13 protein-coding genes and 1 pseudogene are annotated in these 13,262 nt (G+C 41.6%); 12 read left to right on the top strand and 2 right to left on the bottom strand.

Annotated features, from left to right (window positions below):
- Positions 1-552: 552 nt before the first annotated feature.
- Entirely contained in the window at positions 553-924 is a 372-nt protein-coding gene (locus ODU45_RS09020; protein WP_024412957.1) for a MerR family transcriptional regulator, read from the bottom strand.
- 105 nt (positions 925-1,029) lie between these two features.
- Here ODU45_RS09020 and ODU45_RS09015 point away from each other — a divergent pair, with 105 nt between their 5' ends.
- Complete coding sequence (locus tag ODU45_RS09015; RefSeq protein ID WP_024412958.1) at positions 1,030-1,443, top strand: carboxymuconolactone decarboxylase family protein; 414 nt, start codon at positions 1,030-1,032, stop codon at positions 1,441-1,443.
- 112 nt (positions 1,444-1,555) lie between these two features.
- Here ODU45_RS09015 and ODU45_RS09010 read toward each other — a convergent pair.
- Positions 1,556-2,287 (bottom strand): annotated as a pseudogene (locus ODU45_RS09010) (5-methyltetrahydropteroyltriglutamate--homocysteine S-methyltransferase); the annotation flags it as partial.
- A gap of 383 nt (positions 2,288-2,670) precedes the next feature.
- On the opposite strand from ODU45_RS09010, the gene ODU45_RS09005 reads away from it, so the two are divergent.
- The 11 genes from ODU45_RS09005 to ODU45_RS08955 all read left to right on the top strand — a co-directional run bounded on the left by ODU45_RS09005 (position 2,671) and on the right by ODU45_RS08955 (position 13,049).
- The gene (locus ODU45_RS09005) at positions 2,671-3,360 is read left to right on the top strand and encodes a gamma-glutamyl-gamma-aminobutyrate hydrolase family protein (RefSeq protein ID WP_398581170.1); all 690 of its coding nucleotides are present in this window, start codon (positions 2,671-2,673) and stop codon (positions 3,358-3,360) included.
- 151 nt (positions 3,361-3,511) lie between these two features.
- Complete coding sequence (locus ODU45_RS09000) at positions 3,512-4,363, top strand: MetQ/NlpA family ABC transporter substrate-binding protein (protein ID WP_105212464.1); 852 nt, start codon at positions 3,512-3,514, stop codon at positions 4,361-4,363.
- Between the two features lie 156 nt (positions 4,364-4,519).
- The gene (locus ODU45_RS08995) at positions 4,520-5,887 is read left to right on the top strand and encodes a M20/M25/M40 family metallo-hydrolase (protein WP_398581169.1); all 1,368 of its coding nucleotides are present in this window, start codon (positions 4,520-4,522) and stop codon (positions 5,885-5,887) included.
- On the top strand, positions 5,880-6,944 hold the full coding sequence (locus ODU45_RS08990; RefSeq protein WP_208561040.1) for a methionine ABC transporter ATP-binding protein: 1,065 nt from the start codon (positions 5,880-5,882) through the stop codon (positions 6,942-6,944). Before ODU45_RS08995 ends, ODU45_RS08990 begins: the two co-directional genes overlap by 8 nt.
- A complete protein-coding gene (locus tag ODU45_RS08985; protein ID WP_024384527.1) occupies positions 6,945-7,637 on the top strand; it encodes a methionine ABC transporter permease in 693 nt (230 codons plus the stop codon).
- 181 nt (positions 7,638-7,818) lie between these two features.
- Entirely contained in the window at positions 7,819-8,523 is a 705-nt protein-coding gene (locus ODU45_RS08980; RefSeq protein WP_398581168.1) for a B3/4 domain-containing protein, read from the top strand.
- A gap of 350 nt (positions 8,524-8,873) precedes the next feature.
- A complete protein-coding gene (locus ODU45_RS08975) occupies positions 8,874-9,269 on the top strand; it encodes a DUF1398 domain-containing protein (RefSeq protein ID WP_254613421.1) in 396 nt (131 codons plus the stop codon).
- A 32-nt stretch (positions 9,270-9,301) separates the two neighbouring features.
- On the top strand, positions 9,302-10,219 hold the full coding sequence (glyQ, locus tag ODU45_RS08970) for a glycine--tRNA ligase subunit alpha (protein WP_002939388.1): 918 nt from the start codon (positions 9,302-9,304) through the stop codon (positions 10,217-10,219).
- The gene (gene glyS / locus ODU45_RS08965; RefSeq protein WP_398581167.1) at positions 10,219-12,255 is read left to right on the top strand and encodes a glycine--tRNA ligase subunit beta; all 2,037 of its coding nucleotides are present in this window, start codon (positions 10,219-10,221) and stop codon (positions 12,253-12,255) included. The genes glyQ and glyS overlap by 1 nt, the downstream gene beginning before the upstream one ends.
- Positions 12,256-12,264: 9 nt before the next feature.
- Entirely contained in the window at positions 12,265-12,522 is a 258-nt protein-coding gene (locus ODU45_RS08960) for a DUF896 family protein (RefSeq protein ID WP_136671935.1), read from the top strand.
- Positions 12,523-12,659: 137 nt separating this feature from the next.
- Complete coding sequence (locus tag ODU45_RS08955) at positions 12,660-13,049, top strand: hypothetical protein (protein WP_136671934.1); 390 nt, start codon at positions 12,660-12,662, stop codon at positions 13,047-13,049.
- Positions 13,050-13,262: the final 213 nt, after the last annotated feature.

Below are 13,262 nucleotides of genomic sequence, written 5' to 3'. Positions count from 1 at the left end.
GTATTTGGTAGGATGAAGGGTGTTTTTGGCGTGCGCAGAGTCCATGTCAGAGGTCAAAAGGTGGTTGAAACTGAGATAGGATTCCTCCTAATGAGCATGAATCTCACGAAATTGGCTAAGAAATTAGTCCAAGATAGTAGAAGCAGAAAGAAAAACACAGACAGTTCGGCTGAATTTCATCAGAATCAGCTTGAATCTATCTGTGTTTTTTATTTACTGGCTAGTTTTTGCCCAGTCTCTTTTTTATTATGTGACTTTTAGTCCGTCACGCTCCGTAAGGTGCGTGACAAATAAACCACCCGCTATGCGGGTGCGCGACGAAGGTTATACCAAAAAACTCCAAACGCGATACAATAAAGGTGTTCAAGCCTATTGTAAAGCGAGAGGAGAAAAGTATGGCACAAAAGGCACATAGTTTATCACATACAAAGTGGGCTTGAGATATAATAGGGATACAGAGAAAAAAGCTTGATAATTCGGGGCTTTCAGCACTGTATCCCTATTTTAAGAATCATATTTTTTCACGCACTCAATGTAACAGATCTTATCGAATTACAAGTTATGTTTTGTCGTATTTTTAATAGATTGCTGATAGAACTCAATTTTATCATCTAAATTTTGAAGATACTCAGTCCATTTTAGTTGCTGTTCTAAAACATAATTCCTGTGTAATTGGAGAATTTGTAATCGTTCAGGCATTGTAATCGAGCCAACATATCGTAACTCGGAATAATGTTGAATATCTTTGATAAGCATTCCTGTTTCTTTCAGCCGTCTTATAAATTTTATCCACTCTATATCGCTTTCTTTATAATATCTTCTACCATTTTTGTCTCTATCTACTTTGAGTAATCCTTTTTTTTCGTAGTAACGAAGGGTGCTTGCCGGAAGATTTGTTTTATTTGCAATTTCGCCTATTTTCATTGCAGATGACTCCTTTCCTAATTTTTAAAATTCATAAGTAAAAGAACTTGACTTAAACTAAGGTTTAAGTAGTATAGTTATATTATAAAAGAAAAAAGGAGGTGAATTCAAGTGAAAAGTAAACGATTTGAAATAGGTTTAGAACAATTACAAAAAATTGATGGTGTGAGTGGCGAAAAAGTTATACAAACATTAGAAGATATTGCTCCAGATTTAGGAGAATATATTATCGAATTTGCATTTGGAGATATTTATAGTAGACAAGGACTTTCTTTGCAAGAAAGAGAAATGATAACTATCACAAGTTTATTGACATTAGGAGGGTGCGAACCACAATTAGAAGTTCATATTAATGGATCCTTAAATGTGGGAATATCTCCAGAAAAAATTATTGAGACATTTATTCAGTGCATTCCGTATGTGGGTTTTCCAAAAGTCTTAAATGCTACATTCGTTGCAAAAAAAATCTTTTCTGAAAGGAATCTTACTTTAGGTAGTAACACAAACGACGGGCGGTAATATATCACTAATAAAAAATAAAGGAGCTATGTGGAATGAAATAACGAGTGATTTTTCACTGATTTTTTGCTGAAAAACCAAAAATCATAATTTTTGAAAGAGGACTATTTACGCCAAAGTAGGTTTGGATGAGGACTTGCAAGCCTTTCTTATCAGCCAAGAGAGTTTGGTAGATGTTTAGGAAAAGGGCTTTTTCTTCAGCAGTCAAATCCTTGACCAAGCTAGGCTCGTCTAACTGGATTTTTTCAGCACCAAGCTCTGCCAATTTTTCAAAGACTTGTCCGTAGGCTGCAACTAAGCTATCAGCGAAATCAGTAGCAGTTAAACCTTCTTCAAAATCAGTTAATTGTAAGAGTGTGAATGGACCAATCAAAACTGGACGAGTTGTGATACCCAAGTCCTTTGCTTCTTGGAATTCGTCGAAAATCTTATGGCCGGCTAGTTTGATTTCTGTGTCTTTTTCAATAGCTGGAACAATATAGTGGTAGTTAGTATTGAACCATTTTTTCATCGGTCTAGCACGAACGTCCCCTTTTTCTCCTTGATAGCCACGTGCCAAAGCGAAGTATTTTTCAAGGTCAGTCAAGTCAAGTTCTTGAACTGCTTTAGGTACGATGTTGAATAGTACTGCTGCATCCAAAACATTGTCATAGTGTGAGAAGTCGTTGCTTGGGATTTCAGTAATGCCTGCTTCTTTAACAATATTCCAATGTTTAGCGCGCAATTCTTTGGCTGTTGTCAAGAGCTCTTCTTGTCGAATTTCATTTCTAAAGTATTTTTCAGTGATAAATTTTAGTTCACGGTGTTCTCCGATACGTGGGAAGCCGATAATAGTAGTAGTCATGGTTTTTCCTCCAAAATATTTCTATGCCCCTATCCTAACAGAAAAAACGACTCTTGTATAATTGTAAAATTTTAGAGGAAGTTATAACATTTGGCTATAACGGATTGAAAGGGAACTGCCTTTTATGATATTTCTTCTATATAAAAGCTTGAAAAAACGCCTGTTTATCAAGCTTGCCTTTTTTTATGCTGGCTCCGGCATAGTTTTTTCTTAAGCTTGGTATAGATTTTATCTATGAAACTGCCAAAGGTAAACTCTTGTTTGTGAGCAATTGTTTATAGGTAGTTCTGATAGTTATTTTTTATCAAGCCATAAAACTTCTATATTAGACAGGGCTAGGTAGCCATGCTACAATGGAAAAAAATGAAAGAAAGGGGCTTTTTATGGGAAAAGTTATCATTGGAATTTCAGGAAACGAGCAAGAATTTCCAACTAAATCTGGTAGAACTTATGTAACCGTTGCGAGTGAATTGGCAGATGGTGTTCGTCAGGCTGGTGGTATACCGATGGTTATTCCTATGGGAACCCCTGACTTAGCCAAGGACTATATCAACATGATTGATAAGTTGATTTTATCAGGCGGTCAGCATGTAGACCCAAGTCTATACGGTCAAGAGCGCTTGATTGATAGTAATGATTACCTCTTGGAACGGGATGAATTTGAACTGGCTTTGATTGAGGAAGCCCTTCGTCAGGGAAAACCAATTTTTGCAGTCTGCCGAGGGATGCAGTTGCTGAATGTTGCTCTAGGCGGAAGCTTGGAACAAGAGGTGGCTCATCATTGGCAAGATGGTATTGCGGGGACCTCCCATCGTTTACAAGTGAAACCTAAAAGCCGAATCGGTCAACTGTTTGCCCAAGGGAGCCCTATTAATTCCTTCCATCAGCAACGAATCAAAGAATTGGCTCCAGGACTGGTGGCGACAGGTTTGGATCCTAGGGATGGTACGATAGAAGCTTATGAAAGTAGGGGGAACCAAGCTTTGTTTGGTACCCAATGGCATCCAGAATTTTTGTACAATGATTGTAAGCAACATCGAGACATGTTTCAGTATTTAGTTGATATATTTTAAGAGGGGTATCCCTCTTTTTATTATCAATGTTTATAATTGCAAGGGTATTTGTTATAACGAAAAGTTATAACTTTCTATAAAAAAAGTCAATTAGTCAGAAAGAAAATTCTGTGTTAAGATAGATACAGTTCTAATTTAAGGAGATCATTTTATGAAATTAAAAAAATTGTTTAGTTTGGCAACAGCTGCTTTATCAGTAGGTGTACTTGCTGCATGTGGTAACTCTTCTTCAAGTTCAGATTCATCTGCAACAACTGTTCGAGTAGGTGTGATGAGCTTGAGTGAGTCGGAAGAAGCTCGTTGGAATAAAGTTCAAGAAATTCTCGGGGACGAAGTGAAGTTGGAATTCACTCAATTTACAGACTATTCACAACCAAACAAGGCAGTAGCTGAAAATGAGGTAGACATCAACGCATTCCAGCACTATAACTTCTTGAATAACTGGAATGAAGAAAATGGTGAAGACTTGGTTGCTATTGCGGATACTTATATCGCACCAATCCGTCTTTACTCAGGTACAGCTGATGGAAAAAACAAGTACACTAAAGTGGAAGAAATTCCAGATGGTGCAGAAATTGCGGTTCCAAACGACCCAACAAACGAAAGTCGTGCTCTTTACCTTCTTCAAGCAGCTGGTTTGATCAAGGTTGGTGTATCTGGTACAGAATTGGCAACTATTGCTGACATTACTGAAAACAAGAAAAACTTGAAAATTACTGAGTTGGATGCAAGCCAAACAGCAAGCTCACTTAGCTCAGTTGATGCAGCAGTTGTAAACAACACATTTGTGTTGGAAGCTGGTTTGGATTACAAAAATGCCCTTTACAAAGAGCAAAAAGATGAAAATTCAAAACAGTGGTACAACTTGATTGCAGCTCGTAGCGATTGGGAAAAATCAGAGCAAGCAGCAGCGATTAAGAAAATTATCGAAGCCTACCACACGGATGAAGTGAAAAAAGTTATTGAAAAGACTTCAGACGGTATGGATGAACCAGTTTGGTAAAATGTAAATAGGTCGAGGACTGGACAAAGTTGTTCAGCCCTCTATCTGTTTTTATAGAGATAAGAAAAAATCTCTTAACCAAAGTCAGATATGTGGGAGAATATTTGATTTTGGTTAGTAGATTTGATTGATTTTCATTGAGTATGAGGAGAAAGTATGGCAGATAGTAAAGTTCAAGCATTTGAAAATGATGCGATTATTCAGCACTATTTTGAAAAGTTGAAGGTATTGATTTCAAAGAAATCTATTTTTGCTCAGCAGATTGGTTTGTTGGATGTGGCGACTTACTTGAAAGATATGTTTGAAGAAGCTGGTGCAGAGGTTGTTTTGGACGATAGTTATGCAGCACCCTTTGTCATGGCTACGTTTAAGGCTTCGGTGCCAGATGCTAAAACATTGATTTTCTACAATCATTATGATACAGTACCTGCAGATGCCGATCAGGTCTGGGAGAAGGGCACCCCCTTTGAATTGACCATTTCCGATGGCTATATCTATGGTCGAGGGGTAGATGATGATAAGGGCCACATCACAGCTCGTCTGTCGGCCTTGAAAAAATATCAAGCTAGACAGAATGGCCATTTACCAGTCAATGTGATTTTTATTATGGAAGGGGCAGAAGAGTCAGCTTCTGTTGACTTGGACAAATACCTTTCAAAATATAAAGAACATTTGATCGGTGCTGATTTACTTGTCTGGGAGCAGGGGCATCGCAATAGTCTACATCAGCTAGAAATTGCTGGGGGAAATAAGGGAATTGTGACCTTCGATCTTCAGGTCAAATCAGCTGACTTGGACATTCATTCTTCTTATGGAGGTATCATTGATTCGGCAAGCTGGTATTTATTATCGGCACTTCAATCCATGCGGGCTGCAGATGGACGAATCTTGGTAGATGGCATTTACGAGCAAGTGCAAGAGCCAAATGAGCGTGAATTAGCCTTGGTGGAGGAATTTGCACTGGCGACCAGTCAGTCTATGAAAGACATTTATGGCTTGACTCTTCCAACCTTGGTAGAAGATCGTCGTGAGTTTCTGAAGCGTTTGTATTTTGAGTCATCTATTACCATTGAAGGCTTGTCAACTGGCTATCTTGGTCAAGGTGTCAAGACCATCATACCAGCTCAGGCTTCTGCTAAGATGGAAGTTCGTCTGGTGCCTGGGTTGGAGCCGCATGATGTATTAGATAAGATTCGTAAGCATTTGGACAAGCATGGTTTTGACAAAATTGAGGTTATCTTCACTTTGGGGGAAATGAGCTATCGAAGTGATATGTCCCATCCTGCCATTGTCAATGTGATTGAGTTGGCTAAAAAGTTGACGCCAGAAGGAGTTGCTGTCTTGCCGACGTCACCGGGGACAGGACCCATGCACACAGTCTTTCATGCTCTAGGTGTGCCGATTGCAGGATTTGGTCTAGGAAATGCCAACAGTCGTGACCATGCCGGTGATGAAAATGTCAGCATCGCTGACTACTATAGCCATGTTGAATTAGTAGAGGAGTTAATTGCAAGTTATGAGTAAGGAAATGATTAAGCTAGATAATATTGATGTAACCTTCCAGCAGAAAAAACGCACCATCGAAGCGGTAAAGGATGTGACCATCCATATCAATCAAGGGGATATTTACGGTATCGTAGGTTATTCTGGAGCCGGGAAATCTACCCTTGTCCGAGTAATTAATTTATTGCAGGTACCGACAGCGGGTAAAATTACTATCGATGAGGATGTAATTTACGAGGGAGAAAAGGTCACACTTACCCCAGCTCAATTGCGGAGCAAACGCCGTGAAATCGGTATGATTTTCCAGCATTTCAATCTGATGGCTCAAATGACGGCAGAAGAAAACGTAGCCTTTGCCCTTAAGCATTCGGGTTTGAGCAAGGAAGAGAAGAAAGAAAAAGTTGCTAAGTTGTTGGACTTGGTTGGGCTTTCTGACCGTGCTGAAAACTATCCAGCTCAGTTGTCTGGTGGTCAAAAACAACGTGTTGCCATTGCCCGTGCCTTGGCCAATGACCCTAAAATCTTGATTTCTGATGAGTCTACTTCGGCCTTGGATCCGAAAACGACTAAGCAGATTTTGGCACTTTTGCAGGAATTGAATGGAAAATTGGGCTTGACCATTGTTATGATTACCCACGAGATGCAGATTGTAAAAGACATTTGTAACCGTGTGGCTGTTATGCAGGATGGTCACTTGATCGAAGAAGGTTCCGTTTTAGAAATCTTCTCTCATCCAAAAGAAGAATTGACACAGGACTTCATCAAAACAGCAACAGGAATTGATGAGGCCTTGGTGAAAATTTACCAGCAGGATATTGTTAAGAATTTGCCTGAGAATAGCATTTTAGTGCAACTCAAGTATGCTGGTTCCAACACGGATACGGCAATTGTCAATGATTTGTATAAATTCTATCAAGTATCTGCCAATATTCTTTATGGCAATATTGAAATTTTGGACCATACGCCAGTTGGTGAGATGGTAGTGATCTTATCAGGTGAACCTGGTCAGTTGCACCGTGCGATTGAGGCAGTGACGGAGGCGCGTGTGGAAGTGACGATTTTGAAAGGAGCGAACTAGATGTTAGAATGGATTCAAACAAATTTTCCAGATATTTATAAATTGGGCTGGGATGGTCAGACAGGTTGGTTAACACATTTTAATTTGACCCTCTATATGACCTTTGTTTCCTTTGCTTTTGGTGGCTTGATGGGCTTGGTTTCAGGTTTGTTCTTGGTCTTGACTGGTCCTCGGGGTGTCATTGAAAATAAGACGGTTTACTGGATTTTGGATAAGGTAGCTTCTATCTTCCGTGCCATTCCTTTCATTATTTTGTTGGCGGCCATTGCTCCTTTGACAAAAATTATTGTTGGAAAAACGATTGGTACGGAGGCAGCCTTGGTGCCGCTCGCTCTTTCAGTCTTTCCGTTCTTTGCCCGTCAGGTTGAAGTGGTCTTGTCAGAATTAGACCGTGGTGTCATTGAGGCGGCTCAGGCTTCAGGAGCGACATTCTGGGATATTGTCCTTGTCTATCTGCGTGAGGGTCTGCCTGACTTGATTCGTGTGACGACCTTTGCCCTGGTTTCCTTGGTCGGCTATACTGCCATGGCAGGAGCTATCGGAGCAGGTGGTTTGGGACAGGTTGCACTATCATACGGCTACCTACGGTATAATAATGATGTGACCTTTTTAGCAACTCTTTTGATTTTAGTTATCATCTTCGTAATCCAGTTTATTGGAGATTTCTTGACGAGAAAGATTAGTCATAGATAGTAAGGAAATCAGGCATTTCGCATTTTGATTTATTAATTGCTTTTTTAATAGCTATATTATACAATGAAAGCAAATGAAATACTTACTGCCACCGGGTAGTCATGCAACAGCATTTTATGAACGTCGTTAGGTCTTAGAAGATGTTCATAGGGTGCTTATTTTTTAAAAAAGGAGTGAGAATATGTCACAATTTGTTATTGATTCATCTTTTTGGAGTCTATTTCCAGATGCAAAAATTGGAGTTCTATTATTGAAAGATTATAAAACGCCGGCACAATCACCTGATGAGTTAGTGAAATTACTGGAAGAAAGCAACGGAATTGCCCAGAAATTTCTTACGGAAGATACCTTTAGTGAGAATGAGGTCATTCGTACATATCGTCAAGCCTATCAAAAATTTAAAACAAAAAAAGGCGCGCGTTCTAGTATCGAAGCACTTTTGAAACGTTCAACTAGTGACCGTCCAGTCACAACAATTTCTCCATTAGTGGACATTTATAATGCGGCGAGTTTACGTTTTGGTCTTCCATGTGGTGCTGAAGATTTAGATACATTTGTAGGAAATCTCCAACTAACGGTCACTGATGGTGGGGATGAATTCTATCTCATTGGTGATGAAACCAATAATCCAACTTTACCAGGTGAAGTTTGCTATAAGGATGATAAAGGCGCCGTTTGTCGCTGTTTCAATTGGCGCGATGGTGAGCGAACCATGATTACGGATGAGACAAAGAATGCTTTCTTGGTCATGGAGTTGGTCAATTCTGATAGAGTAGAAGATTTGGAAAATGCCCTTGATTTTATCAGTCAACACGCAGAAAAATTCTTGGGAGTAGTACCAGAAAAATATCTACTAGATTGCGATACGCCTGCAATAGCCTTGTAGGATTTGTCAGTGGGATTGTGTTCGGATAAATAGTGGTCTTTCTAGACAAATGCTGATTTTTCTGCTACAATACTAAGCATGAAAGAAGGTTGTTTCAAAAGCCTGTCTAGCGAGCTTGGGAGAGTGAAAGCCAAGCCAGTCTTGAAATAATTGGCACTTTCCCAGTCGTGACCATGTCCGACTCAATCAGAATCATACAAATGAAGTAATAAATTAGGGTGGAACCGCGTTCTCAACGCCCCTATGTCTGTTGACAGGGGAAGAGAATGTGGTTCTTTTTGTCTGCCGACCGAGTATTTCTTGTTTTTCATCTCAAGTTGGAAGACAGCTATTATTAAGAAAGGAGACCAATGTTCACATTAGAAAATATCAATCGCGGTCATGAACAGTTTACTGGACCTGATTTTCCCAAACTGATTGCCTATTTTAAGGACTTGGGAATGGTGGAAAATACTGTGGATATCCAGTCTGGCCAGGTTGTCTATCGTTCGAAGGCAGGTCAAACTCTGGAAAAGCAAGGCTATCAAGTGACGATACCTGTTTCGGACCGAGTTGATCTGGATCAGTTTGTGAACTTATTACGCAATCACCAGGCTGGGCAAACGGATTTCCCTACCTTCTGCCAAGAAACAGCAGAAGCAGGCATTTACAAGTGGGTCATTGACCTCGAAACTATGACCTGTTCCTACATGGACAAAGCAGAGCAGGCTGTTTTTGTGGAAGCTGTACCGAGTGTGGAGAACTAGCAATTTTGAAATATAAATAGAAAGAGGATGTTATGTCAAAAAAACTTACATTTCAGGAAATTATCCTGACCTTACAACAATTTTGGAATGAGCAGGGGTGCTTGCTCATGCAGGCTTATGATACAGAAAAGGGTGCGGGGACAATGAGCCCTTACACCTTCTTGCGTGCTATCGGTCCTGAGCCTTGGAATGCGGCTTATGTTGAGCCATCTCGCCGTCCTGCGGACGGTCGTTACGGGGAAAATCCAAACCGTTTGTATCAGCACCACCAATTCCAAGTGGTTATGAAACCGTCGCCTTCTAACATCCAAGAACTCTACTTGGAGTCTTTGGAGCGTTTAGGCATCAATCCTTTGGAACACGATATTCGTTTCGTTGAGGACAACTGGGAAAACCCGTCAACAGGTTCAGCAGGTCTGGGCTGGGAAGTTTGGTTGGACGGTATGGAAATCACGCAGTTTACCTACTTCCAACAAGTTGGTGGTTTGGCGACAGGTCCAGTCACAGCCGAAGTAACCTATGGTTTGGAGCGTTTGGCATCCTATATCCAAGAAGTTGACTCCGTTTACGATATTGAGTGGGCAGACGGCGTTAAATACGGTGAAATTTTCATCCAGCCGGAATATGAGCATTCAAAATACTCCTTTGAAGTATCAGACCAGGATATGCTTCTCGAAAACTTTACCAAGTTTGAAAAAGAAGCAGAGCGGGCTTTGGAAGAGGGCTTGGTTCACCCAGCCTTTGACTATGTGCTCAAATGTTCTCACACCTTTAACCTGCTCGACGCCCGTGGAGCTGTGTCTGTAACTGAGCGTGCAGGCTACATTGCCCGTATCCGTAACCTTGCCCGTGTCGTTGCCAAAACCTTTGTGGCAGAGCGGAAGAAACTAGGCTTCCCACTTTTAGACGAAGCAACGCGAGCAGAATTGTTGAAGGAGGACGCAGAATAATGACAAAGAATTTACTTGTTGAACTTGGCTTGGAAGAAATTCCTGCCTACATCGTAACCCCAGCCATGCACCAGTTGCGTGACCGCATGGCGACTTTTTTGACAGACAACCGTTTGGCTTTTGATAGCATCGATGTCTTTTCAACACCACGCCGTTTGGCTGTTCGTGTGCGTGGTTTGGCGGACCAGCAGACAGACTTGACCGAAGATTTCAAGGGTCCTGCTAAGAAGATTGCCTTGGATGCAGACGGGAACTTCACCAAGGCGGCAGAAGGATTTGTCCGTGGCAAAGGCTTGACGACTGCAGACATCGAATTCCGCGAGATTAAGGGTGAAGAGTATGTCTACGTGACCAAGCACGAAGCTGGTCAGCCAGCTAAGGCAGTTTTGGCGGGCATTCCAGAGGTCTTGAAGGCTATGACCTTCCCTGTCAGCATGAACTGGGCATCCAACAAATTCGCCTACATCCGCCCTGTCCACACCCTGACCGTTCTCTTGGATGATGAGGCATTGGATATGGATTTCTTGGATATTTCGTCAGCTCGTATCAGCCGTGGTCATCGTTTCCTTGGCAATGAAACCGAGATTGCAAGTGCAGATTCTTACGAGGCTGACTTGCGTGCACAGTTTGTTATTACAGACCCCGCAGAGCGTCAAAATATGATTGTCGAGCAAATCAAGGCTATCGAGGACAAACACAATGCGACGGTTGAGATTGACCAAGATCTGCTCAATGAAGTTCTCAACTTGGTCGAGTACCCAACTGCCTTTATGGGCTCCTTTGACACCAAGTACCTGGAAGTACCAGAAGAGGTTTTGGTGACTTCAATGAAAAACCACCAACGTTACTTCGTGGTGCGTGATAAGGCTGGCAAACTCTTGCCAAACTTCATCTCCGTCCGCAATGGTAATGACCAGTATATTGATAATGTCATCAAAGGAAATGAAAAAGTTTTGGTGGCTCGTCTGGAAGACGGTGAGTTCTTCTGGCGTGAGGACAAAAAACTCAAGATTGCCGACTTGGTAGAACGCCTCAAAGTCGTGACCTTCCATGAGAAAATCGGCTCACTTTACGAGCACATGGAACGCACCAAAGTTATCGCAGAAAGACTGGCTGACTTGGCAGGCTTGTCTGCGGATGAAAAAGCGGATGTGGCACGTGCAGCGGACATCTACAAGTTTGACCTCTTGACAGGTATGGTCGGCGAGTTTGATGAATTACAGGGGATTATGGGTGAGAAGTATGCCCTTCTTGCAGGGGAAAAACCTGCGGTGGCAGCGGCAATTCGTGAACATTACTTGCCAAACTCAGCAGAAGGTGAATTGCCTGAGAGCAAGGTCGGGGCGGTCTTGGCACTGGCTGACAAGTTTGATACCCTTCTCTCCTTCTTCTCAGTAGGTCTCATTCCTTCTGGTTCAAACGACCCTTACGCTCTTCGTCGTGCGACACAGGGTATCGTGCGAATCTTGGAAGCATTTGGTTGGGAAATTCCATTGGATCAGTTGATTGCGGAGCTCTACAGCTTGAACTTTGCCAGCTTGACCTATGACAACCAGCCAGCTGTGATGGACTTTATCCGTGCTCGTGTAGAGAAGATGATGGATAAGGCGATTCCGAAAGACATCCGTGAGGCTGTACTTGCCAGCTCAACCTTTGTGGTCCGACTACAACTGGCAGCCAGCTCTGCTATTTTCCAAAAATCAAAAGATGCTGACTATAAGGAAGCCGTGGAAAACTTGTCACGTGTCTTCAACTTGGCTGAAAAGGCGGAGGTGACTGCGATTGACGAGGCCCTCTTTGAAAATGACCAGGAAAAAGCCCTTGCTGATGCAGTGGCAGGCTTGGAGCTGACAGAAGACATGGCAGGCAACTTGGACAAGCTCTTTGCTCTTAGCCCATTCATCGCGGCCTTCTTCGACAATACCATGGTCATGGCAGATGATGCGGCGGTCAAAGCCAACCGCTTGGCCCTCTTGAAAGCCTTGGCGGATAAGGCAAGTGCTGTGGCCGTCTTCAATCTCTTGAATAGTAAGTAGGAGGCAGACATGGAACAAGCAAAAATCGATAGGATCAATGAATTGGCTAAAAAGAAAAAAGCTGGTACCTTGACACCAGAGGAAAAAGTTGAACAGGCTCAGCTCAGGGAAGAATACATCGAGGGGTATCGTCGAACAATCCGTCATCATATTGAGGGGATTAAACTGGTTGATGAAGATGGTAATGACGTGACGCCAGAGAAACTCCGTCAAGTCCAACGTGAAAAGGGCTTGCATGGCCGCAGTTTGGATGATCCCAATTCCTAAACTTACGTTACTAAAAAAACAAGTAAAAGACTAGGTTTTCTAGTCTTTTTGTGTTTTTGAGAACATATATTTACTTGTTTATTTGATTTATAAATGATAAAATAGATATAGATAAATAGGCTCAGGAGGGCTTGGTCATGAAAAAACTACTCTATTTTCTCTTGTTTCTTACCTACATCGCATTTGCATTTAGTACGATTTTCTTCCTACCCTATATCTACTTTTCATATCTTGTTGGGGCAACAGGAGTTGGTCTGGGCCTAAGCTATTCCCTACATCAAGAAGTCAAAAAGCATCCTGAAAAATCACTGTCAGAGTATTTACCGTGGGGATCTAAGTGGGACAAGATTATGGTAGTAACCATTCTACTTTTCTCCATTTTGTTCAGTTTCATTCCAGATGTGAATTGGCATAGAGGCCTGGCGATCCTCTTAGGTATCAGCTATGTCCTTCTTTGGCAAGCTATGCTTATTCAATTTCTACAAAAATATTATTTTAAAAGAGACTGGGCAAAAACTAGCCAGTAAATAAAAAACACAGATATATTCAAGCTGATTCTGATGAAATTCAGCCGAACTGTCTGTGTTTTTCCTTTTGTTTCTATTATCATGGGCTAATTTCTTAGCCAATTTCGTGAGATTCATGCTCATTAGGAGGAATCCTATCTCAGTTTCAACCACCTTTTGACCTCTGACATGGACTCTGCGCACGCCAAAAACACCCTTCATCCTACCAAATAC

Source organism: Streptococcus sp. 2022WUSS135 (genome assembly GCF_044427045.1).
GTDB lineage: Bacteria > Bacillota > Bacilli > Lactobacillales > Streptococcaceae > Streptococcus > Streptococcus hashimotonensis.
Note: the sequence above shows the minus strand (reverse complement) of the source record. Positions and strands in the feature narration are given on the sequence as shown.

Excerpts from the sequence above, each read along its gene's own strand:
- ODU45_RS08995 (WP_398581169.1), top strand. The coding sequence starts at position 4,520 with ATGGCAGATAGTAAAGTTCAAGCATTTGAAAATGATGCGATTATTCAG.
- ODU45_RS08990 (WP_208561040.1), top strand. The coding sequence starts at position 5,880 with ATGAGTAAGGAAATGATTAAGCTAGATAATATTGATGTAACCTTCCAG.
- ODU45_RS09005 (WP_398581170.1), top strand. The coding sequence starts at position 2,671 with ATGGGAAAAGTTATCATTGGAATTTCAGGAAACGAGCAAGAATTTCCA.
- ODU45_RS08975 (WP_254613421.1), top strand. The coding sequence starts at position 8,874 with ATGTTCACATTAGAAAATATCAATCGCGGTCATGAACAGTTTACTGGA.
- glyS (WP_398581167.1), top strand. The coding sequence starts at position 10,219 with ATGACAAAGAATTTACTTGTTGAACTTGGCTTGGAAGAAATTCCTGCC.
- ODU45_RS09000 (WP_105212464.1), top strand. The coding sequence starts at position 3,512 with ATGAAATTAAAAAAATTGTTTAGTTTGGCAACAGCTGCTTTATCAGTA.
- ODU45_RS08985 (WP_024384527.1), top strand. The coding sequence starts at position 6,945 with ATGTTAGAATGGATTCAAACAAATTTTCCAGATATTTATAAATTGGGC.
- ODU45_RS08960 (WP_136671935.1), top strand. The coding sequence starts at position 12,265 with ATGGAACAAGCAAAAATCGATAGGATCAATGAATTGGCTAAAAAGAAA.
- ODU45_RS09020 (WP_024412957.1), bottom strand. The coding sequence starts at position 924 with ATGAAAATAGGCGAAATTGCAAATAAAACAAATCTTCCGGCAAGCACC.
- ODU45_RS08980 (WP_398581168.1), top strand. The coding sequence starts at position 7,819 with ATGTCACAATTTGTTATTGATTCATCTTTTTGGAGTCTATTTCCAGAT.
- glyQ (WP_002939388.1), top strand. The coding sequence starts at position 9,302 with ATGTCAAAAAAACTTACATTTCAGGAAATTATCCTGACCTTACAACAA.
- ODU45_RS08955 (WP_136671934.1), top strand. The coding sequence starts at position 12,660 with ATGAAAAAACTACTCTATTTTCTCTTGTTTCTTACCTACATCGCATTT.